The 20,693-nt window shown below is 61.6% G+C and carries 16 protein-coding genes; 3 read left to right on the top strand and 13 right to left on the bottom strand.

Translation table 11 applies throughout. The features are described from left to right. Window positions 1-60 precede the first annotated feature (60 nt). The 8 genes from ACTRWK_RS15045 to ACTRWK_RS15010 all read right to left on the bottom strand — a co-directional run bounded on the left by ACTRWK_RS15045 (window position 61) and on the right by ACTRWK_RS15010 (window position 10,942). On the bottom strand, window positions 61-1,488 hold the full coding sequence (locus tag ACTRWK_RS15045) for a phospholipase effector Tle1 domain-containing protein (RefSeq protein ID WP_088652254.1): 1,428 nt from the start codon (window positions 1,486-1,488) through the stop codon (window positions 61-63). Between the two features lie 190 nt (window positions 1,489-1,678). Next, the gene (locus ACTRWK_RS15040; protein ID WP_462844032.1) at window positions 1,679-3,679 is read right to left on the bottom strand and encodes a type IV secretory system conjugative DNA transfer family protein; all 2,001 of its coding nucleotides are present in this window, start codon (window positions 3,677-3,679) and stop codon (window positions 1,679-1,681) included. An 8-nt stretch (window positions 3,680-3,687) separates the two neighbouring features. Next, window positions 3,688-6,021 (bottom strand): relaxase/mobilization nuclease domain-containing protein, encoded by a 2,334-nt coding sequence (locus ACTRWK_RS15035; protein WP_462844019.1) that lies wholly within the window; start codon window positions 6,019-6,021, stop codon window positions 3,688-3,690. Next, window positions 6,008-6,601 (bottom strand): transposase, encoded by a 594-nt coding sequence (locus ACTRWK_RS15030; protein ID WP_462844031.1) that lies wholly within the window; start codon window positions 6,599-6,601, stop codon window positions 6,008-6,010. Before ACTRWK_RS15030 ends, ACTRWK_RS15035 begins: the two co-directional genes overlap by 14 nt. Window positions 6,602-7,119: 518 nt before the next feature. After that, window positions 7,120-7,326, bottom strand: coding sequence for a hypothetical protein (locus ACTRWK_RS15025; RefSeq protein ID WP_007120662.1), 207 nt, complete (start codon window positions 7,324-7,326; stop codon window positions 7,120-7,122). Between the two features lie 538 nt (window positions 7,327-7,864). After that, on the bottom strand, window positions 7,865-8,794 hold the full coding sequence (locus tag ACTRWK_RS15020) for a DUF2493 domain-containing protein (protein ID WP_462844018.1): 930 nt from the start codon (window positions 8,792-8,794) through the stop codon (window positions 7,865-7,867). A gap of 593 nt (window positions 8,795-9,387) precedes the next feature. Next, complete coding sequence (locus ACTRWK_RS15015; protein ID WP_462844017.1) at window positions 9,388-9,873, bottom strand: PIN domain-containing protein; 486 nt, start codon at window positions 9,871-9,873, stop codon at window positions 9,388-9,390. A gap of 7 nt (window positions 9,874-9,880) precedes the next feature. After that, entirely contained in the window at window positions 9,881-10,942 is a 1,062-nt protein-coding gene (locus ACTRWK_RS15010; protein ID WP_462844016.1) for a helix-turn-helix domain-containing protein, read from the bottom strand. 285 nt (window positions 10,943-11,227) lie between these two features. Between ACTRWK_RS15010 and ACTRWK_RS15005 the strand changes: the two genes are divergently transcribed. The 3 genes from ACTRWK_RS15005 to ACTRWK_RS14995 are packed head-to-tail and all read left to right on the top strand — an operon-like array spanning window position 11,228 to window position 13,892. Further along, a complete protein-coding gene (locus tag ACTRWK_RS15005) occupies window positions 11,228-12,214 on the top strand; it encodes a CBASS cGAMP-activated phospholipase (protein ID WP_462844015.1) in 987 nt (328 codons plus the stop codon). Continuing rightward, the gene (locus ACTRWK_RS15000) at window positions 12,211-13,410 is read left to right on the top strand and encodes a nucleotidyltransferase domain-containing protein (protein ID WP_462844014.1); all 1,200 of its coding nucleotides are present in this window, start codon (window positions 12,211-12,213) and stop codon (window positions 13,408-13,410) included. The genes ACTRWK_RS15005 and ACTRWK_RS15000 overlap by 4 nt, the downstream gene beginning before the upstream one ends. Window positions 13,411-13,415: 5 nt before the next feature. Beyond that, a complete protein-coding gene (locus tag ACTRWK_RS14995) occupies window positions 13,416-13,892 on the top strand; it encodes a hypothetical protein (RefSeq protein WP_462844013.1) in 477 nt (158 codons plus the stop codon). Window positions 13,893-14,124: 232 nt separating this feature from the next. Here the strand turns inward: ACTRWK_RS14995 and ACTRWK_RS14990 are convergent, their stop codons facing one another. From ACTRWK_RS14990 to ACTRWK_RS14970, 5 genes are all read right to left on the bottom strand, one after another. After that, window positions 14,125-14,853: a DUF736 family protein gene (locus ACTRWK_RS14990; RefSeq protein ID WP_462844012.1), complete on the bottom strand. Its 729-nt coding sequence runs from the start codon at window positions 14,851-14,853 to the stop codon at window positions 14,125-14,127. Window positions 14,854-14,977: 124 nt separating this feature from the next. Then, window positions 14,978-15,283 (bottom strand): hypothetical protein, encoded by a 306-nt coding sequence (locus ACTRWK_RS14985; protein WP_462844011.1) that lies wholly within the window; start codon window positions 15,281-15,283, stop codon window positions 14,978-14,980. Between the two features lie 100 nt (window positions 15,284-15,383). Then, complete coding sequence (locus ACTRWK_RS14980) at window positions 15,384-15,845, bottom strand: DUF6915 family protein (protein WP_462844010.1); 462 nt, start codon at window positions 15,843-15,845, stop codon at window positions 15,384-15,386. A 1-nt stretch (window position 15,846) separates the two neighbouring features. Next, window positions 15,847-16,233, bottom strand: coding sequence for a DUF6878 family protein (locus tag ACTRWK_RS14975; protein ID WP_037240036.1), 387 nt, complete (start codon window positions 16,231-16,233; stop codon window positions 15,847-15,849). A 121-nt stretch (window positions 16,234-16,354) separates the two neighbouring features. Further along, entirely contained in the window at window positions 16,355-20,611 is a 4,257-nt protein-coding gene (locus tag ACTRWK_RS14970) for a strawberry notch-like NTP hydrolase domain-containing protein (protein WP_462844009.1), read from the bottom strand. Window positions 20,612-20,693 lie beyond the last annotated feature (82 nt).

Below are 20,693 nucleotides of genomic sequence, written 5' to 3'. Positions count from 1 at the left end.
TCATTTCGCCATTGTACGTCACATTCTGCCTGTCCTGCACCAAGCTGACTACTGGTATCATCAGTCCTCGAAGTACTTCTTAGCTTGCGGGTGCTCCCTAAGCTGTTCAGGCCGGTAGGGCTTCACTTCACCAACTTGAGGCACAGAGTCAGCCTTTAGCCGCTGAATTACCGATGGGTGCAGCTTGAAAATTGGATCGACGATACGTGGTTTGGCCGGCCACTTCCTCTTTAGTGGGCCGAACTTGAACATGTATGTTTCTTCGTGTTGAAGAGCGACTGGATCCGGAGATCGGAAAAGAATGCTTTTGTTTATCTTTATCTCAGGTACGCATTCCTTCAACTCGCTGACCATCCAGTCCAACGCAATGTCACTGAGTCGAGATTCTGGTTCCAGATAACTGCCGCCCACATCGCTGTGGCACCCGGCAAACCATACTTGTTTCAACCATTCGGGCTTTCTGCCTGCTGTTTTCGCCGCCTCGGCTTTCATCGCCCACTTAACCCGTGGGAAATCTCTCCGATGCTCGTCTATGGCCAATGCATGACGGGCAAACCCAACATCGGAATCTAGCCACTTGTCATAGTTTTTGCGGTTCCAGACTGCTCTGTGACCGTGTTTCCAGATTGACCACCAATCGCGTGGATTCGAGATTCTCAATGGCTTTTCGGGATCGGGAGAAAAATACTTGAACTGCGACCAGCGCAACTTGATGTACCAAAATGAAATGACCGCCAGTAACACTCCTGGAGCGGACCAAAATATCCAATGCCAAGACCAGTACAAGGCCGCAGAGAACACACCGCCAAGCGCCACCAAACTCGCGATTATGAGATACCCAACAACTACATTTCCGAGCGCTGCAACTGTATCAAAGACGCCTATAAACGTGGGTTGTACGTTGCCTTGAACATCTTCCTCCGCACCTGGGACGAAACTACCGTACTTTCGTCGAAACCGCCTTCCGAGCTCTTCCCTTCGGGTAAAATAGGGTTCCTGACCGCGCGAGTATCCGTTCCCATGATTATAGACGAAATTGACTGCGTCGCTTGCGATCTTCCTAAGCGGCGCTCCATAGCGTGGGACAGCAGATCCATCCGGCATTTTGGTTGGGATGCCACAGAGGTTCATCACGTTAGCTACGGCGCGTGCGGTGTATGCACCACGTGAAAAACCAAACACAAGGATGCGATCACCTGGTTCGTAGTAGGAAATTATTTTTTCGTAGCAATCGATAACGTTTTCATCGATTCCTGTGCCTACTGCCGCAGAAAGCACGTTGCGCACTCGCTGAAACGTCAACCCGCCAACTTCTCCCGCCCCGAGGCCTGCGTCATAGAAGCAAACCTGTTCGGATGGCTTGATCGGGGAGGATGGACCGGGCCTGGCCGCACGATACAACTTATAGACATTTGAGAGCCGTTGGTCTGGCTTCATGCCACCGACTTGTCCGGTCCCATCCGAGAAAATTAAAATGTTCTTCGGCATGAAATTAACCCCACTTCGTTCTTAATTTGTTCCTCTAAATCGCTATTCTCTGGTTGTCGTAAAGTCAATTAAACTCGCCAGACCAAATCTGGGGATCACAGAGATCTTCACAATCAGCGCCCATGGGAATTGGATACCGTTGGCGCTAGGCTTGAGCACGCGAAAACGGACTACGAACCAATATGAATAACTAAATTCCTTCTCGTACGCCGTTCTTGCTCCGCTCCATAGTTGCCTCCAACGTATCAAGACCATCGACAGCAGAGCGCATCTGCACCTCATCAACGACGCTCGCGGCCTCGGCATCCGCGACCTGGCTCTCAAAGTCCATCTCCATCTGGCGCTGTTCCTCGGCGATAACGGCTTGAACGACAGGCGCGGTCTTCTTTGAAACGACGTCGGTTTGCCCTGACGTTTGACTGCCCACTTCTTGGCGTGTGGTCTCCACAACGGCGTCAGACCCACCTGGTCCGTTCGCGGGTGGAGTCATCGGCATGGCGCGCGCACTCAGCGGCAGCGTGCCCTGCGACCCACCTCCCCCCGGCTCCGGAAACGGCAACTCGCCCGTCTGCGCCGCATGGATCGCCTTGAACATCCGATCATCAAAATACTGGATCCGCTTTGCACGGACCGGCATCTGGGCATCGATGACCATGACAATTTCATCGAGCGGCAGGCGGCGGGCGTCATCTTCGGGCAACAACGAACTTTCCTCGGTCCGCGTGGATTGGCTGCGGCCCTCGAAGGGGTTCTTGCCGATGGACTGCGAGCGCGTAACGACGGTTTTCGTGGTCTTGCCGACCGCCTTGCTCAGCTCCTCGACGGTCTTTTCATCCGAAGGCGTGAGATAGAGCTTAACGCCCGCGTTGCCCTGCAGCGCGCGGCGGGTGTTCTCGCCATAGATTTCATCGAGGGCGGGGATCGTTTGGGTGACCACGGCCAGGTGACCACGATAGGTGCGCAGAGTCTCGATGCTCTCGACCACGATGGGCATCTTGCCGAGGCGATTGAACTCGTCGAGCATGATCATTACGGGCCAGGGCTCGTCGGGACCGGGATCCTTTTCCTGCATGGCCGAGAGGAGATCGGAGAAGAAGAGCCGGATCAGGGGTGCGAGCGGCTTCACCATCAGCGGCTGGACCACGAGATAGACCGAAAACGGCTTCTTGCGTATCGTCCGGAAGTCAAAGTCCGAGACTGCCGTCGCCTCATCGATGGCCGGGTTCTGCCATTGATCGAGCCCCGAGGTCATCAGGAGCGAGACGTAAGAGGTCAGCGTATCGTTGTTGGTCGAAGCCAGCCGCGTGAAGATCAGCTTGGCCGCCCGGTTGTCGACCTCGTGGCCACGCGCGAAGTATTCCTTCTGCTTGTTCCCTCCCGACGCCGCGATGCGATAGATCTCGCCCAAGGTGGGGCGCTTGCGCTGGAAGGCCAGCAGGCCTGCCGCCACGAAGAGATCGATCCCGCCTTTGAGGAGACCCTGCACCCGGTCGTTGTCACTCTGCAAGAAGAGCGTCGCCAGGAGCTGCAATTCCATCTGCTGGCGCGCGGGATCTTTCAGTTGATAGATGCGCAGGAGCGGGTTGTAGCGATGCGTGCGCTTACCCTCCCAATCGGTGGGGGCAAAGCGATAGACCTTGTCGCCTTGGGCTGCGCGGTGCCGGGCCGTGGCCTCGAAACATTCGCCCTTTACATCGAGCGTCACGGCGGAGCCTTGCCAGGTCAGCAGGTTCGGAATGACAAAGCCCGTGGTCTTGCCGCGGCCCGTGGGCGCCACGATCAGCGCATGCGGGAAGACCTTCGAGCAAATGTAATTGGCGCGGGAGCCCGGCGGCCCCAGCTTGCCGAGGATGAACCCGGTGCCGGGCGCCCCGAAGAAGCCATTGGCCTTCATCTCGCGCGCACTCTGCCAATGGGTCTGGCCAAAGCGTGTCAGGGCGGACCCGGAGAGGGCGAGGCTCAGCATGAGGCCGGCGGCAGCGAAGCTGCCGATGATCAGGAGAATAAGTTGCGCGTCCTCCGGGCGGCGATCGAGGATCGCCAGATAGTTCTGCGCGATATATGCAAAGTCGATCTCTGCCCCGAAGCCGAGATCCTGGTAGGTCAGCACCGCCGAGGCGATGGTATAGCCCATGGCCCCGGTCACCAGCGTCACAAGCAGGACGCCCGTGGCGATCCGCGCTTTTCCCATGCCGCCGCTCAATGGACCTGCCCGCGCTCGGTCTCGCCATCCACGTCTGTCGCGCGGTGTTTTTCATATTCGGTGTCGGCAAGATCATCGACCACCTGGCGCAAGGCCTCCGTGTTGGCCGTCGCGGCATCCGATTGCAGGTAAACCTTGGCGACATAGAGCCGGTCGAGGCGGCCCTCGAGAACCTTCTCCAGCGCATCGGCATCGCCGGATGTGAGCCTCTCAAGTTGGCGAACGTCCAGCACCCGCGCGATCTCGTCGCGAAAGGCGTCCCGCTCCGCCTCGGTTTCGAAGGGCGCGGACAACTCCCCCGCCCGCTCATGGTCCAGAACACGCGCAATCTCGTCTGCGAGGCGGTCCGTACGGTCAGACTGCGGCGCAGTTTCATCGCGGGTCGCGATGATGTCGTCGCGCGTGCCAGACCCAAGCCCGTCGCGCATCTCGTTTTCGCGGCGGACCTGATTGATGGCCTCCGTGTCCCGGATCTCGACGACGGCCGCATAGGTCGCGCCAAGCCCGCGGGCGAGGTGGGACGGCATGTCCGGATAGCGCTCCCTGAATTCATCTGTGACTGCATCTGCAACGGGCGTGCGGAGGTCGCGTCCTTCCATGATGCGGTCAACCTCGCGGGTGATCTCGCTGGCGCGGGCCGCATCGGTGATGGTCTCCCTATAGGGTTCAGACCGGTCGATCACATCGCCAGGGCGTGCGAGCAGGTCCGGATGCGCTTCGAGATACGTGCGCTGCTCCGTCTCGATCCGGCGCTCCGCCCGCGAGACAACCTCCCAGTCCCGGTCCTCGATCTGCTGCGCTGTCAGACCGTCTGCGCGCATCTCCTGACGGATGGTCCCTTCCATCGCCCGGACCGCGCCCTCATGATAATGGAACCGCTCGCTGACCGGTTCCGCTTCCATGACGCCATCCCGGCGCAGCACGTTCTCGCGCTCCAAGAGCGTGCCAAGTTCCACATGCCCATCATTGAGTATGTCGCGCGCCTGTTCCAGATCGGCGCGGCGTTCGAGGTTCAGATCGCGCGCCTCGGCCACCTTGGAGAGATCATTGGCGATCCATTGATGCTCGAGCGCGGCGCTCGAGGCCCCGGTCTCGATCCGGGCCACCACTTCCGATGTGCTGATCCCGGTGCCGCGCAGCGCGGTGTCTATGCGCGACCGCAAGTCTGGCTCGGCCAGACGGTCCACCCGGCTGGCGTCGATATTGGCATCAGAATAGACCCCACCTTCCGACGGAGCCTCGGAGAGCGTGGATGATCGCAAACCGAGAGGCTGCATGTGCTGGACCTGCGTCTGGATCTCGATGAGGCGTTTTTCCAGCACGGGACGTTCCGCGTCAGACTTCTCGGCGATCATGCCCTGCACCCGCGCGAGCTTCTCGGCATAGAGGCTTCTCAGATCCTCGAAACTTTGATCCTCGGCCATATACACATCTCCTGTTCGGTCCACCTGTCCGCCATGCGCCAGCACCTCGCCCGCGCGGAACAGCGCCGCCGCAATATCCTCGCGGGCCTCCCTCGAGGCTTCGGCGGCCAGGGAATGGTAGACGGTTCTGGTGTTGGCGATCTCCGCCAGCGTCCGGGTCAGGTCCTGCCCCACGCGCTCGCGCCCGCGGGGCGCACGCCCCTCTTCTTTCGCCGCATAGACCTCGCTTGTGCGGGCTGGGTAATGCACGACGCCGCGCTCCACCCGCCGCGTGGCTTCCAGCCGCACGCCGTACTTCTCCGCCTCCTCGACCATGGCGAGGCGGAAGTCGTCATAGTTGAAGCGGTGGTTGCGCCCCAGAAAGAAGAACTCGCCTTCCTGCGAGCGGCGGTTCAGCACCAGATGCGCATGCGGGTGATCGCGGTCCTCATGCACCGCGATGATGTAGTCGAAATGCCCCTCATCGGTCTGGAAGAACCGCTCGGCCACGTCCGTCGCGATGTCGCGCACATCCTCCCCACGCGTGCCCACGGGGAAGGACATGAGCATGTGGGTGGTCTGCCCGAGCTTGGGCTTGAAGCCCGCATCCCAGCGCTTGGCAAAGCGCTCCGTCAGGTCCTTGATGTCACCCGCCTCGAGCTTCGCCTTGCCATCCAGAAACCCGCTACTGTCCACGATATGGGTGGACTTGGTGGTGAGGTAATCGAGCTGGTTTGCGAGCTGCGATTTGGTATGCGTGCCCCCGCCCCGGATCGCCTTGAAGACCGCTGGCCGATGCCCCGCTGCCGCGCGCACAAGCTGGGTCTGCTTGGCCACGTGCAGCCCCTGCATTGAGCCCCGGACGCGGCTCCAGCCATCCCGAAAGACCTCGCCCGTGACGGCATGGACGGCATCATTCAGCCGCATGGGCAAACTCCCTCAGCGCGGCCGTGGCCTGCAGCTGCATTGCGTCCCGACGGCGGCGCAGGAGCAGATCGATCTCGTCAGCGGAATCCAGGATGAACCGCGCCAGCCCACGCATCTGGGCGAGACGCAATTCGGTGAACTCGGCACTCGTGCCCCCCACGGCCCCCTGCCCCATCCGGTTGGCCCGCGTCATCTGCTTGGCGATTTGCGCGACCCCATTGCCGACCTCGTGCAGCGAGGCGCGGTAACGCGCCATCTCGGCCGCCATCTGCGCGTCCGGGACAAACACCCCACCCGCCGCCTGAATGAGCCGCCGCAGCCCCTCGGCCCGGCTCTCGACCCCCGCCTTCGCCAACACCGCGTCGAGCGCCGCCAGCTCCGCAGCCGTGACCTTCACACTGACTGCTGAGACCGGGATCACGGCATCGGCCTGGCGCTCGGCATCAGCTTTCAGGACGTAGCGCACGGCCCGCGATGTGACCTCGAAACGCTCGGCCAGCTCGGACGTCGACACACCCTCCGCGGCCTCGCGGACGATCTGCATCTTCTCGATCTCTGTCAGGCGTTTTGTTCGGGACATGCGGAAGAAAGACCCCCTATTTCCTGCCACCTTCCACCAAGGCTGCTTCCACCTTACGATAATATACCAAACTGTCAATTATGTACTTACGTCGCATTCAGTCTCAGGCAGCCTTGGTGTCCGCTTCACGCCGCGGCCCGCAGGGACGCGGCTCTGCCGCCCTCACCACCGGGCGACCCACCTGTCCTAAGGGTCCCGTCCACCAGCCCCGCCCGAGGGCTGGCCGAACACGCATGTGTTCGGACGGAACCGCGGGCGGGCGCAAACCCCACCGACAGGGCGGACCGGCAGGGTCAAGGAGGGCCAGATTTGGGCCCCCAAATCTCTGCCGCAAAAACCGGGAGGCCCTGGCCGATAGGTTTTTGTGGATGGCCCCCTTGAGGCTGACTGGCCGGTCTGTCGCGGCCTGATCATTCCGGGCGGAGTGCGTCCGTTGAACGCGCAGGGACCGACATCCCTGGAACAGGGATCGGGCCGCCCCAAGATCGTCCTGGGGCGGCCCATCCTCGTCAGAGGATTTAGTCCTGGGGATCTTTCGCGCTCGGCGGGAACATCACCAGCTCCGAGACCGCGACCGGGAAGTCGAGCTTGAGGCTGAAGAACTCCGAGCCGTCCCCGTTGCGGGTGTTGCGGAACATGGCGCCCACGCGCTGAAAACGGGTGCGCTCCTGGCCATCGGTATCGGTGAACTTGACGGGGACGGTGGCGACGTAGTGGTTGGTCATTTGGGTCTCTCCTTGTTGCGATGGGGATCACCCGGCACGGGGGCAAGAGGGCCGGTCGCAAGCGCAAATGCGGAGGGTCCGCGGCTAGCCGTGGAAGCCGTATTTGTGCTTGCCGAAGCGTGAGCTGAGGGCACGATTGGGCCGACCCCGTGCGATCCACATCTATGAGCAAAAAGGAGAGACCCGGATGACCCTTGCTATCACGCAGCCGCCACCATCCGCGTCCGCGTCCCGCCGAGCCTGGCCGGGGTGCTGACGGAGCCCGCCCGCGTGGATGCGATGTTCCGAAACACGCCCCGAGGGACTCGCAAGGCTTCAGCCTCAAGTGCGACGTCTCGACCCCTCGCGTCCTGCGCTGCTGACGATGTGCGTGAGGTGCGCACCATCCCGAGCCCATACCGATGCGGATGGGCCGCACTCTGACGGACCGGGTAGAGGGATAACGCTGCTGGCCGCTGCAGACTACCGATCACGCGTGACCGACCGCACGCGCCATGAGACATGACGAAAGGGCCGCGCCAAGCGCGACCCCCTCTCTTCAATCCTGCGACGCCTTCTTCGCCGGGTCCGCAACCCGCATGACCGTCAGACCTTTCGCTTCCGCCTTCTGCCCGAGGTTCAGCGCGACCCCGTTGCCGCCGAAGAGTACAACCCCCGTCGCCGCGAACTTGTCGTCCAGCATCTCGTCGTTGCACTTGAACGGAGCCGCCCGCCCATGCGCGGACCAGCGCGGATCGAAGCGCGCTTGTGCGACCCCGCGTGCCCGGGCCCACCGAGCCGCAATCATCTCCGCCCCGTGCTTGCCGCCTTTGTGGCAGAGAAAGATCTCCTGATTGCGGTTCTGCTTGATCCGCTCGCGAACCTTGTCGAGCGTATTGAAGACCACATCGACATCGGTCCAGTCAGTGGCGCCTGAGACGATCAGGGGAACCCCCTCGACTTTCGACTTCTCGGCAGTCTCGCGGTCGTGCTGCTCCAGGAGTTGCCGCGCCTCGAAGACCGCGCCGGTCTCTTGCGCCCGGACGCTCGCGCGCGACCCGGCTGCCGGGATGAAGGCGTGACCGGTCTCGATCTCGTAGCATTCCGCCGCTGCCTCGCTCATCACCTCGATGGCGCCGACGATCTCGCGCAGCTGCACAAAGCGCGCTTGCGCCTCTTCGAGCGCGGTCTCGGCGATCTCCGATCCGTCGTGGGATTTTGCCAGCGCGCCGATCTTGTCGGCGGTGCGGTCGACCTCCTTGCCAAGCGCCACCTTGCGCCGCTGGAGGATCGTCGCGAGCCCATGGGCCAGCGGTTCGATCTCGGCTTCAAGCCCGGTCCCGCGCAGCTGCCCGAGCAAAGCCTCGAAGCTTTCGCGGATGATGCGGTCGGTCAGGATGTGATCTTCCGGGATCGGCAGCTGCGCGTCCTTCTCGGTCAGTCCGAAAAGTTCGATGGTCTCGTAGGTGTTTGCGGTGTCGTAAGCCATGTTTGGTCTCCAGTGTTCGGTTCCAAGGCCACCACGTGAGTGTGGGGGCATGGCCGAATGCCTGGTTTCCGAATCTGCCCGGGTCAGGGACGGCGCAGCCGCCGGCTTGCCGGGCGCAAAAGTTTTCTGCGCGCAGCACCGGACACATGCGCGCCCTCACGCACGGGACCATCCCGCGCCACATGCCCCGCCCCCGCCGAAAAGTTTTGCGATCCTTGAGGCGGGCTGATTTGGGGGCCATCCGGAGGATATGCTTCCGCGCTCATGTGTGTGTGTTTTGACGGTAGGTTTGCCCGACCCGAGCAGGCAAACGGCCAGACCGGACGCGTGAGACGGATGGAGCGGCGGGATCGTTTTGCCCCGCAAAACAGACCAGAGCGCAATCCGGCGGAGCGGCCGGGGAGGGACGTGCTCGCGAGGCGGGCAAACCGGGACGCCGGGTGCAACGCCGCGGTGAGGCCGCATGGCCGAATGCGCGACGGACCGAAGGGCCGTTCTCCCCTGCGACACGCGAAGCCGAGCAGGGGAGGCCGCAAGGCTAAAGCGAAGAAGAGCTTCGCAACAATTTCCTTCCAGCAAGCCGAATAAACAAGCTAGTATCTCGCAAGGCGCCTATTGATTTCCCTAATGGGAAGTCTGCATCTCGGATGATCACGAACCGTTTCGAGACCCGACTTGAGGAGGGCGGGCGAACAAACCTCGTGACGTTCCATCTCATCGAAGACCCACAGGACGCCGTGCATCGCGATTTCTTGGCGCTCCGCCTCAACCCTGAGTGCTCCGTCTCCGGTAAGGAGAACCCAACCCCTCTCAGCCGCGAGGCAAAATGCAAAGACATCTGGCGTCGATAGCATAGCTTTCGCCCGCTTAAGCTCAGTCGCGCGTGCAGTTTCTTCCGGCGTGAGCTCTTCCACTCTTAGTCCCAGATCGATCAGATCAGGGCCCATCCAGTCGAGAAGTTCCGCTTCATAAAGAATATCTGGAACAACAAAATCATAGGGGAGGTCAAAGAGCCTCGCTGTCAGCGAGGCTCTCTCGATGTCGATCAGGACGGAGGTATCAGAAACAAGAACTTGCACACAGCGACTATGCCATGTGGTCCAAACGTTCTTCCAGTTCTTTTACTCGTATTTCGAGAAGCTCAGCCGCACGAGACAACCCAATCAACCCCTCGGAGAGGGCACGAAAACACAACCTTTGAAAGCGGTCCGGTTCTTCTCGTTCCCAAGGAATGGAATTCGGCTCCTCGAACGGCTCATCCCGCCAACCTCGTTGCTTATAGACCTTGAAAAGGCGCGCAAATGTTGCCTGGTTGATGATCTCCAAATCCTTGCATCGATACGTCAGCGCTTGAATGCTGACGCCAAACCGATCCTTCAGACTAATGAGCTCACCAATGCTTATGTCCGTTCTGCGGGCACCAATCTCCTGCCTTAGCACTTCTGCCGGAACGAGGAACGCACCAGCAAATCGATTTGCGGCGCGTTCTGAATCGCACCCTTCGGCGACCTTAAGAACCATGTGGCCCAGTTCGTGAGCTAAACTGAAGCGCTTCCGTTCAGACCAGGTATTCTTCTTGATCATGATCACCCGCGCGGAGTGATGCTCTTTTCGACGGACTTTGGCCGCAAGGCCATCAATCCGATCAACGTCCAAAGACAACACCTTAATCCCGTGCTCCTCGAGGAGTTCGGCAAGCATTGGGATCGGATCGTGACCCAGTTGCCAAGAAGCACGCATGTTACGAGCTGCGTCCTCGGCATCACGAACATCAGTCACCCAGTAGGGCGCTTCATGTGGGGCATCCCATTCCTGGCTCGAAAGATTCAGCAAGCTTTCGATGGCTAGGTACTTTTCAACCATATTAAGCGTCTTGGCTTCGATCGTCGCGATCTCTTTGGTTGAAGAGCTGGCTGACTTGCGAAACTCAACGCCTTCCAACTCAAGCTCATCATCGCTGAGCAAGAAATCCACAGAGATGCCGAGTGCGCGGGCAAGACTTAGCAGCACGCCCGATCCGGGCATGTCTTCATTGCGCTCGTACTTGCCTATGGCTTGAGCGGACACCTTGTTCTCCATGGCATCAGAAAGTGCACGTAGCGAGAGGCCAGATGCCGCCCGGGCTCCTTTGAGTCTCTTGCCAATCATAACATCCTCCCAGTGGGTGATTTACATTTCACCCATATGATTGATATTTTGTAAACTACAACGCTTGAAAGCGCGGCAGATTGTCCCTAAATTGTAACATGAGGCCAAAGGAAAGGCAAATTTGTAAACCGCCAAATCGCCCCAAGAGGCGCTAAACAGGCAAAGAAACGAGGAAGCAGCCATGAACATACCGTTTGCGGGCGACCTGTCGTCAAGGTTTCAGAACATCGTGGGACTGCCTGATGGTGGGCTGGCTGAGCCAACCCTCGAAAAGCGAGGTGCATCATGAGACGTATCCTAAGCATCGATGGTGGCGGCATCAAAGGCACCCAACCGGCGGCCTTTCTGGCGGGTTTGGAAGAAGACCTTGATGAACCGATTGGCCGCTACTTTGACCTGATTGCGGGAACGTCAACCGGGGGTATTCTCGCGATCGGCCTAGCCCTCGGCATCAAGGCCAAGACCCTCCTCGAACTCTACGAAAATCGCGGGCCGACGATCTTCGGGCAAGCGGGAGACAAGAGCTGGCTCGGGCAAAAGGCCCGGGATGCGCGTGCGGCCTTCCGTCACTTGGTCAAGCCGAAGCACGAAGCATCGACGCTTAGGGACGAGCTCCACGCCGTCCTTGGCGACAAGCTCATCGGCGAAGCGGAGACCCGGCTGCTGATCCCGGCCTGGGATGCCGACCAGCGCAGCGTCTACATCTACAAGACGTCGCATCATCCGCGGCTCACAAAGGATTACCGGAAGCCGGCCCTCGACGCCGCGATGGCGACGTCGGCCGCTCCAACCTATTTCGCGCGTCACAAGACGGTGGATGATGTCGGGCTTCTCGATGGCGGCACTTGGTGCAACAATCCGGTAGGCGTCGCGACCGTCGAAGCGATTTCGATGCTCGGCTGGTCTTCGCAGGAATTGCACATCCTGAGCCTCGGCTGCGTCGACGAGGTCTACATGCTGCCTGAATCCCCCGGAAAAGCCGGCCTCGGGTTGAAGGCTCTCAGCCTTCTCATGGACGGTCAGTCTCGCGGTGCGCTCGGCATTGCCCGTCATCTGACAGGTGATCCGCATGACCGGACGGCTGTTCACCGGTACTCGCCGAGCGTGCCGGACGGTTTCTTTTCCCTCGACGACACCAACAAGATCCAGAGGCTCAAGGGGCTTGGCGCTTCGAGCGCCCGGCACGCGAGCCCCACCCTGACCCCCATCTTCTTCCAGCAACCTGCCGAGCCGTTCGTGCCCGTGCATCAACTCGAACGGAACGCGGCATGAACCAGATCTTCTCGCACACCCTCACCGATACCGCCATTCAGCGGCGGGCGCAGGTCTTCACGATCCTCGAAGAAATCTGCCAGGAGCTGGAATGGACCCAAACCCAGTTCGAGAAAGCCCGAACCAGCTACGAGGCGGTCGCGGATTGGTTGGCCGGATCGAGCGACCCGATGCTTGCTTCCCTCCATGTCTACCTGCACGGCTCTGGCGCACTAGGGACCTCGATCAAACCGATCGGACGCGACGAGTTCGATGTCGACCTGATCAGTTTTATCCTTGGCCTCGGCCCAGAAATCGCACCGGCACGCCTAAAGGCTGCGATCGGCCAGCGCCTGCGCGAACACGCCTATTACGCGTCGATCCTGGAAGAAAAGAAGCGCTGCTGGCGCCTGAACTACGCCGGTGACTTTCACCTCGACATCTCCCCGACCATTGCCAATCCGAACTGCATGAACGGCGGTGAGCTGGTGCCCGATCGCAAGCTACGGGACTGGCATGCTACAAATCCTCGGGCCTATCGAGCCCTATTCGACGAAAGGGCGGCCCTGGTCCCGAGGATGACGCAGTCGATCATCGCGGCACAGCGCGATGCGGCGACGACAGAACCTTTCCCGGTACGTCAGTCCGTCAAGGGCATTCTGCGGCGGACCGTGCAGCTCCTGAAGCGTCACCGGGATCTGGAATTCCTGCATGTTCAGGAGGAGATCGCGCCGATCTCGATCGTCATCACGACCCTGGCCATGCGATCCTACGAGATGTGTGTCAGGCGTCATGTTTTCGCCGACGAACTCGAGGTGCTGATCGACACGATCCGCCTGATGCCGGTCTTCATCGAGCGGCCTCTGGTCAATGGCCGCCAGATCTACGCGGTCTGGAACGAGACCACCAACGGCGAGAATTTTGCCGAGCGATGGAATGAAGAACCCGCGCGGGTCGAAGCCTTCTACAAATGGCATAGCAAGGCGCTTGCGGATTTTGAGTCCCTTCGTGACCTCGTCGGCCTAGACGCCATTGTCGGCTCCATGAAGGACAGCCTGGGTGACAAACTTGTTGCCCGAACAATGAACCGGCGGATGGACGCGCTGAACGAGGGGCGGAAGACGGGCGCTCTCGTGCTTGGTGCGGGTGTTGGCCTCACCACCCAACAATCGGCCGCTTCGACGCCCGTTCCCAAGAACGAGTTTTTCGGGGACTAGGCGCGATGGCGGGCTCGACCACAAGAAACCACCTGACACTGCCCCAGCAGTACCTGTTCCTGCGGAAGTCCAAGACAGTAGCCGGCGAGGGGGTGCTCGGTCCGCGCCGGTTGGAATGGCATTTTCACGCACAACCTACGCCGCTTTCCCGGACGTATCAGGTCACCCTTGTCCTCGAAAGGGACGGGACGCCGGATGTTCGTGTCGTAGATCCTGCCCTGAGGTTGCTCGCCGGTGAACGCGACCTGCCGCATATCTACCATGACCCGGATCGGCTCTGTCTCTATCTGCCCGGGACCGGACAATGGGACGCCAGCAAACGTTTGGACCTCACCATCATCCCCTGGACCCACCTCTGGCTGATCTATTTCGAGGAATGGCTCGTGTCGGACGACTGGAAGGGCGGGGGAAAACACCCTGGAGAGGATGACCCAAACGAGGGCAACCGTGCGTTGCGCCGCAGCCTTCAACGACAACGTTAAAATCCGCTGTTATCCTCATTGTATGATGTGAACCAGGTTGGAACCGAGTGACTGTGGCGGATGGTCGTTTTAGACGTGAGGCAACGGCGGCGCATGATCCTGAGAACCACAGTAGGTCGGTTCGGTACTCAACAAACTCAAGTGCGTATCTACACCCTGTCAGCACAGAAAAAGGGGAACCGTGTCACCACGACTCCCCTATCGGTTCAGCTCGTTCAGTCTCAAACGCTAATCACGCGACCAGCGAGAGCCCAGCACCCGCGTCCTGCGGCTGCTCACTGCTGTCGATGAACGGGATGATCGAGAAGGTCTGCCCACCGCGCTGTTCTTCGTTCTGCACGGCGTTCACGCGCAGGTCGCCATCGGGCGTGTTGATCAGCAGCGACAGGTAGTCATTGCCCGTGCGGCTGCTTTTCGCCATCCAGGCCGAGCCGACGCGGATCGGTGTGCCCCGGGGCGAGCTGACCTCGATCCGGTAATCGGGGTGGGTCTCCTCGGATTTATAGCTGTTCTCGATCAGCATGAACTCCAGATCGAACATCATGTTGGCGATGTAGCCGGTGAAGGCGTTGTCAGCGTCCATGGCGGTGAGCTCGCCCGAGATCGAGCCGGATTTCATCAGGCCGTTCGAGACCAGCGGGATGATCTCGAATTCGCCGCTCTCGGCCGCGCGCGCCTCTTTCGTCTGCACCGCGTTGACCCGGAACGGGCCGAGGCCGACATCGATCTGCATCGAGATGTAGGGGTTGCCACTGGTATTGCCGGTCTCGTTCCAGGCCGTGCCGATGCGCACCTTGCGACCTGATTTATTGACTGCCGTCACGTCAAAATCCGGGCTGCGTTCGGACATCTTGGCCCGCGCCTCCAACTGGATGGCGATGTCAAAGCGCGTCGAGTGGATCATGCCGGTGTACTGAGCGGCTGCGGTCTCGACATTGCGGGTGAGGGTTCCTGCGAACATGGGATGGTTCCTTTTGGATTGGCCGGTGCCTGACGTCCTTGCCAGCGCATCCGGGATTGCTTTCTCGACCCCTCCTGGGATCGCAAACCAGAAAGCTCGCTTTCCTTTCTTCCCAACCTTCAGTTCAGCGCTGGCGCCTGAGAGACTGTGCCACCTCCCCGCCGAATGCTGAGCCCCTCCCCTGCCCGTCTGGTCTCAGATGGCTGTCTTGGCTCTTCTCGTCGCCCTCCTCCGATTCCGCGATGAAGAACTCTGCCTCATCCCCGTTCAGCCGCTGTCCGCTCCGGTCGGTCAGCCCGATGCAGCTGCCGTTCGGCAGATAGGTGATGAGGTACTGCCCGAGCCGGTCCTTGTGGACAACGTAGCCGGTGTTGGCCCAATGCACGGTCTGGCCGGCATCAACGGCCGCCTTGGTGTCTTCGAGTGTCATGCGAACCTCCTTACGAAGAATGGTGGGGAAACAACGCAAGAAGCCCGGTCGTTCAACCGGGCTTACATGCAGCATTTGTTTGGCCAACGGCCGAGAGCTGTCAGGCGCTTTGCGTGGCTTGCGTCGCGCGCGCCGCCATCCAATCCTTCAGGCCAAGAACCGTTCTGCCGGCGGCGACCTCGGAGGCCCAGGCGGTCCTTGGGTCGCCGCAGGGCTCATCGCCGGAATGCCGGTCGATATGGCCATTGGCCATCCATGGCTCAGGTTGGATCCGTCGCAGCCAGTCCGCCATGCTCGGAATGCGGCCCTGGCAGTCTTCGCGGACATGCTGCTCACCGATCCAGCGCACGGGAATGTCCCGACCTGCGCTATTGGTCAGCGTCAAACCGAAAACCCGTTCCGCCTCGAACAAGCCTTGCGCGTGATGGCGTAAAGCGCGGTGCGTAAAAAGCGCGAGGTGCTCTTTCGAGGCGTCAAACCAATCGTACACAGACTGATAGTCAGACGGCACCCCGCCGAATTTCCGGGCAGAGCTTTCAGCATGATGAAGCGGATGGGCCATCTCAAAGCCCCTCGTCATAGCTGTGCGAGCATTCGACATAGCGGTCCGCGTGATCGAGGATGATGCTGTCTAGTGCTATGTCCCAGGTCAGCGTGCCGTAACCGCCCTCGTTGTTTTCGAACCCCGGGTGATGGTGATAGGCGAGCGACCAGGCGAAGTCGCCAACCTCTGTGGCAAGCGCCTCCGGCAGTTGGACCTCTGCAGGCTGCACCGTCACATCCTCGACATTGCCGGAGTCGCCATAGCCTTCGTATTCGGCAGTGACCTCGCTGATGCCAAGCGCACGTAGTTGCGCGAGCAGCTCCGTTCGGGATGCCTTCAATGTGGTTTCGCGCTCTGCACGCCACTGAGCCGCCATTGCGGCATAGTCGATCTGGGGATTGGTCATGGGTCTGTCCTCTTGTCTGAATTTGGGGGGCCGGGCGTGGCATTGGTCAGCGCGCACCCGGAAAGCGCAGACCGGCCAAACCCCGATCCGCGACGTCCGACCGAAAGCCCGCTTTGACTTTTCAGGCGGCTTGTTCTGCCGCTCTAGCGGCTCGCTGCCCGACGATCCGGGCCAGAATGCGGCCCGTGTCGATCCCATGCGGCAGGAACACCCGCAGCTGGAAGGCGATGATCTCGGTGAAGCAGCCGAGGGCCTTGAGGCCGTCGATCATGTCCTTGTCCGCGCCGCCCAACTCAAGGCGCATCTCGCCTGCGACCCGGCGACGGGTCAGGGTGAGACCCCGGCCCAGATCGACAGGTGCGGTGGTGCCGAGGGCGGCGGTCAGCATCTCCTGCGGCGTTTGCGGATTGGAGACGAGGAAGCGGGCGCGCAGCGCGGCCGCCCCTTCTTCGCTCAGCGTGCGCCCGATCATGGCGGTCGCCCCGTCGGGCGTGACCCGGTAGATGCGCTCATTGGTGGTCGGAATGTCCTTCCAAATGGGCAGCAGCAGCCCGGTCAGCAGGTAGAGCTTGGTCGTGGTGGTTTTTGGCAGGGACGCAGCCTCGGCATCCCAAAGCCGTGCAAACTCGGGCCTGTCGATCTCTTCCCAAGCCGAGGACCCAAACCGCGTCTCCTCCAGATAGCTGGACCCGTTTGGCCTCACCGCCTTGCGCATCAGCGTGACAATACCCTCGTCATACATCTGCATGGGTCGCGCCGAGATGAGCGCGGCGCGACCGGAGGCGCGATTGACCATGGGGAGCTTGTCCGGATTGCGCGATATGGCCTCTTCGGCCCCAAGGACGTGGACCGGGTCGGTTACCTTGAGCCCGATGATCCGCGTCACGGCGCCGGATTTCGGGCAGGTCCAGAGATCCTCTGTGGAGACCTGTTCGATCTTTTGGCCACGCAGGGTTTCGACGCCGAGATCGAGCGTGCCCGCCGCCCGCGCGCGTTCGGTCTGATCAGCGATCCGGCGCATGAACTCGCCAAAGAGCGCGTTCTGCATGTGGATGGGAAGGGCAAGCACCCGATTGAGAAACCGCTGGATCGGGGGAAGTTCCTCGAGAAGCACACCGTCCTTGTCGATCAGTCGCAGGGCTGTCCAGTCGGTGAAGCTCTCGTAGCTCATCGCCTCGGCGCGCCCGGCGGCAAGATCGGCGAAATACCCACGCAGCGCTGCTCGCGCGATCGGGCTTTCCAGATTGTCCTCCTCGCGGAACATGCCTTGCGAGCCGGTCTCGCGCTGGCCCTTCGTCAAGGCCCCCAGCTGGTCGAGGCGTTTGGCTATAGTTGAGGTGAAGCGTTTCTCGCCATGCACATCGGAGGTGCAGACCCGGAAGAAGGGCGCGCTGACCTGGGCAGAGCGATGCGTGCGGCCGAGCCCCTGGATGGCCGCATCGGCGCGCCAGCCGGGCTCCAACAGGTAGTGCCGCCGCCGTTTCTGGTTCTTCGCCGTTTGCGCCGCGTGATAGGACCGGCCCGTGCCACCCGCATCGGAGAAGATCAGGATATCCTTCTCGCCGTCCATGAAGGCTTGGGTTTCGGATGAATTGCTGCTGGCGGCGCGCTTTTCGATGAAGAGGTGGCCATCCTCGGCCTTGAGTGGCCGGATGGACCGCCCTGTGACTTCTGCCACGGCCTCGTCGCCAAAAGCCCAGAGGATCTGATCGAGCGCCGAGGGGATCGGGGCGAGCGTCATCAACTCCATCATGGCCGCATCGCGCAGGGCGAGCGCCTCGCGCGAGACGACCAGCGCGCCAGTTTCATCGCGGAGCGGCTCGGCCACCATATTGCCGTCGATCTCGACCAGCTTTTGCGCATGAATCGGGAAGGCCTGTTCGAGGTATCCCAAGACGTAGTCGCGCGGCGTCAGCGCGCCTTCGACCAGCTCGTCCTCCGGGTCCATCGTCTCAAGCCGGCGTTTCAGCAGGCTCTCACCCGTCGAGACCACCTGAATGACGCAAGCATAGCCCGCCGCCAGATCATCCTCGATTGCGCGGATGATGGTCGGGGCTTTCATGCCCATCAGGAGATGGTTGAAGAAGCGCTGCTTCGTGCTCTCGAAGCGTGACTTGGCCGAGGCGCGTGCGGCCGACGCATTAGTTTCCCCCGAGGCATCGTTGACGCCGGTCGCTGTCAGCGCGGCCTCGAGATTGTGGTGGATCGTCCGAAACGAAGCCGCGTATGCGTCGTAGATCTCGATCTGGGCCGGGGTGAGCGCGTGTTCGAGCACATCGTATTCAACGCCGTCGAAGCTGAGGGCACGCGCTGTGTAAAGCCCGAGCGTCTTGAGATCGCGCGCGACCACCTCCATGGCGGCGACACCGCCTGCCTCCATCGCCGACACGAAGCTCTCGCGGCTTGGGAAGGGGTATTCCGGCCCCTGCCCCCAGAGACCGAGACGCGCGGCATAGGCCAGGTTGTGCACGCTCGTGGCACCCGTGGCCGAGATGTAGAAGACGCGGGCGCGGGGTGCTGCCAGTTGCAGCCGCAGGCCCGCAAGGCCCTGCTGGGAGGGCTTGACCCCCCTGCCCTGCTCGGACCCTGCCGCGTTCTGCATGGCGTGGGCCTCATCAAAAGCGAGGACGCCTTCAAAGTCTGCGCCCATCCAGTCGAGGATCTGGCTCAGTCGCGTGGTGCCGCATTTGCCCGCGGACCGCAGCGTGGCGTAGGTGACAAAAAGGATACCGTCGCCCATCGGGATGGACTGGTCCGGTTTCCATTTGGAAAGCGGCTGAATGTCGGCTGGCGAGCCGCCGAGATCAGTCCAGTCGCGGATGGCGTCCTCGATAAGCGTGGCGGATTTGGAGACCCAGATCGCCTTTCTGCGCCCGGCCAGCCAGTTGACAAGGATGAGCCCTGCGCATTCGCGCCCCTTGCCGCAACCGGTGCCGTCGCCGAGGAAATAGCCGAGGCGATAGACACGTGCCTCGGGGTCATCGTCGGCGCGCGTCAGCTTGGTCTGGTCCTCGTCGATGGTAAACCGCCCCGGCAGGTCACGCCCATGGGCATCATGCGCCATGATGATGGTTTCCAGCTGCGCCTCGGAGAGATGTCCCTTCTCGACCAGCTTGGCGGGCAGGCGCAATTCCGCATTGGCCGTGCCTGAGGGCACGGGCGGTGCGACAGAGGCCATGGCGATGCTCTCGACGAGCGGGGTGGGATGTTCCTGCGCGTCTGCGATGTCGATCCGTTGCGGCCGGTAACGCGCATAGATGTCCGAGATGGGCGTGTTGTCGCGCGGGATATCAAAGCTCGTGAACGTTAGCGGGACAACGGCATTGGCTCGGGGTTTGGAGGCGGCGACAGGCGCAGCGGCGGTCTTGCGCGGGGGAGATGATGGAACGGCCGGCCTCGCAGGAGTAACCGCTGCCGCCCCTTGGACGGGGCGCAACTCGGTCCGGGTTGCGGCCACGGCATCGACATATGCCAAGGCTTCATCCAGATCCCGCACAGGGACGCGGATCATCTCGCAATCCTCCTGCACCTTGTCGAAGACCATCAGCTGGGTTTCGACAGAGGTGCCGAGCTTGCGGTAGACCTGCCCCGGCATCGTCAACGCCAATCGTGGCGTCAGGAGACCGCAGGCGCGTGACCATTGCGCGGCATCGCGTTCGGGCGCGAATCCCGGCGGCATGATCGCCACCAGCCGCCCACCGGGCGCGAGACGCTTGGCAGCCGCGACGAGATGCTTGGCGGCGATGTGTTTGTCCCGGGAGCGGTCGACCGAGGAGGCGAAGGGTGGGTTCATCACCACAACGTCGGGTAGAACCGGCGTTTGCAGCAGATCATCGATATGCTCGCCGTCATGGCCTGTGACCTCGCCGCCGAAAACCGCGCGCAGGAGGCTCTGGCGAAAAGGGTCGATCTCGTTGAGCAAAAGCGTGGCACCGGCCCGGGCGGCGAAAGTAGCCAGGGCACCGGTGCCAGCCGAGGGCTCCAGCAAAGTCTCGCCCTTGCGAACGGCTGCCGCCCGCACGACAATTGCCGCGAAAGGCAACGGCGTGGAAAACTGCTGCAGCCGGATCTGCTGCTCTGACCGGCGGGTTTCCGTCAGCAGCCGCGAGGCAAGCAGCTTTGCAGCGGCGATGTCATCTGCCGCGCCGTCCCCACGCAGCAGCATTTGGACGGCAGCGGCCTGCATCAGGTCATAGGCTATGCGCCAGTCCCAGGCACCGCCGGCATCGCTGCCATGAAACGTCTCGCGCATGATGCGCGCCAGCGCTGAACTGCGCAGGGGTTGGTGGTCGACCTCCGCACCGATCTGCACGAGGGCAGAGGCGAGGTCAGTGTCGGAGATTGAGAGAGCCGGATTTGCCGGTTTGGGCTTGGACATGGGGGTTTCCTTTGGATCAGGGTCTGAGTTCCAAAGGACAAAAAGCCCGCTTTCGCTTTTCAGGGTGACGGGGGTCAGACCG

The organism is Sulfitobacter sp. G5_S2_6_S6 (genome assembly GCF_054968505.1).
This window is presented reverse-complemented; position numbering and strand designations above follow the sequence as displayed.

What these genes read in the sequence shown, in the direction of transcription:
- ACTRWK_RS15045 (WP_088652254.1), bottom strand. Translation starts at nt 1,488, where the DNA reads ATGCCGAAGAACATTTTAATTTTCTCGGATGGGACCGGACAAGTCGGT.
- ACTRWK_RS15040 (WP_462844032.1), bottom strand. Translation starts at nt 3,679, where the DNA reads ATGGGAAAAGCGCGGATCGCCACGGGCGTCCTGCTTGTGACGCTGGTG.
- ACTRWK_RS15035 (WP_462844019.1), bottom strand. Translation starts at nt 6,021, where the DNA reads ATGCGGCTGAATGATGCCGTCCATGCCGTCACGGGCGAGGTCTTTCGG.
- ACTRWK_RS15030 (WP_462844031.1), bottom strand. Translation starts at nt 6,601, where the DNA reads ATGTCCCGAACAAAACGCCTGACAGAGATCGAGAAGATGCAGATCGTC.
- ACTRWK_RS15025 (WP_007120662.1), bottom strand. Translation starts at nt 7,326, where the DNA reads ATGACCAACCACTACGTCGCCACCGTCCCCGTCAAGTTCACCGATACC.
- ACTRWK_RS15020 (WP_462844018.1), bottom strand. Translation starts at nt 8,794, where the DNA reads ATGGCTTACGACACCGCAAACACCTACGAGACCATCGAACTTTTCGGA.
- ACTRWK_RS15010 (WP_462844016.1), bottom strand. Translation starts at nt 10,942, where the DNA reads ATGATTGGCAAGAGACTCAAAGGAGCCCGGGCGGCATCTGGCCTCTCG.
- ACTRWK_RS15005 (WP_462844015.1), top strand. Translation starts at nt 11,228, where the DNA reads ATGAGACGTATCCTAAGCATCGATGGTGGCGGCATCAAAGGCACCCAA.
- ACTRWK_RS15000 (WP_462844014.1), top strand. Translation starts at nt 12,211, where the DNA reads ATGAACCAGATCTTCTCGCACACCCTCACCGATACCGCCATTCAGCGG.
- ACTRWK_RS14995 (WP_462844013.1), top strand. Translation starts at nt 13,416, where the DNA reads ATGGCGGGCTCGACCACAAGAAACCACCTGACACTGCCCCAGCAGTAC.
- ACTRWK_RS14990 (WP_462844012.1), bottom strand. Translation starts at nt 14,853, where the DNA reads ATGTTCGCAGGAACCCTCACCCGCAATGTCGAGACCGCAGCCGCTCAG.
- ACTRWK_RS14985 (WP_462844011.1), bottom strand. Translation starts at nt 15,283, where the DNA reads ATGACACTCGAAGACACCAAGGCGGCCGTTGATGCCGGCCAGACCGTG.
- ACTRWK_RS14980 (WP_462844010.1), bottom strand. Translation starts at nt 15,845, where the DNA reads ATGGCCCATCCGCTTCATCATGCTGAAAGCTCTGCCCGGAAATTCGGC.
- ACTRWK_RS14975 (WP_037240036.1), bottom strand. Translation starts at nt 16,233, where the DNA reads ATGACCAATCCCCAGATCGACTATGCCGCAATGGCGGCTCAGTGGCGT.
- ACTRWK_RS14970 (WP_462844009.1), bottom strand. Translation starts at nt 20,611, where the DNA reads ATGTCCAAGCCCAAACCGGCAAATCCGGCTCTCTCAATCTCCGACACT.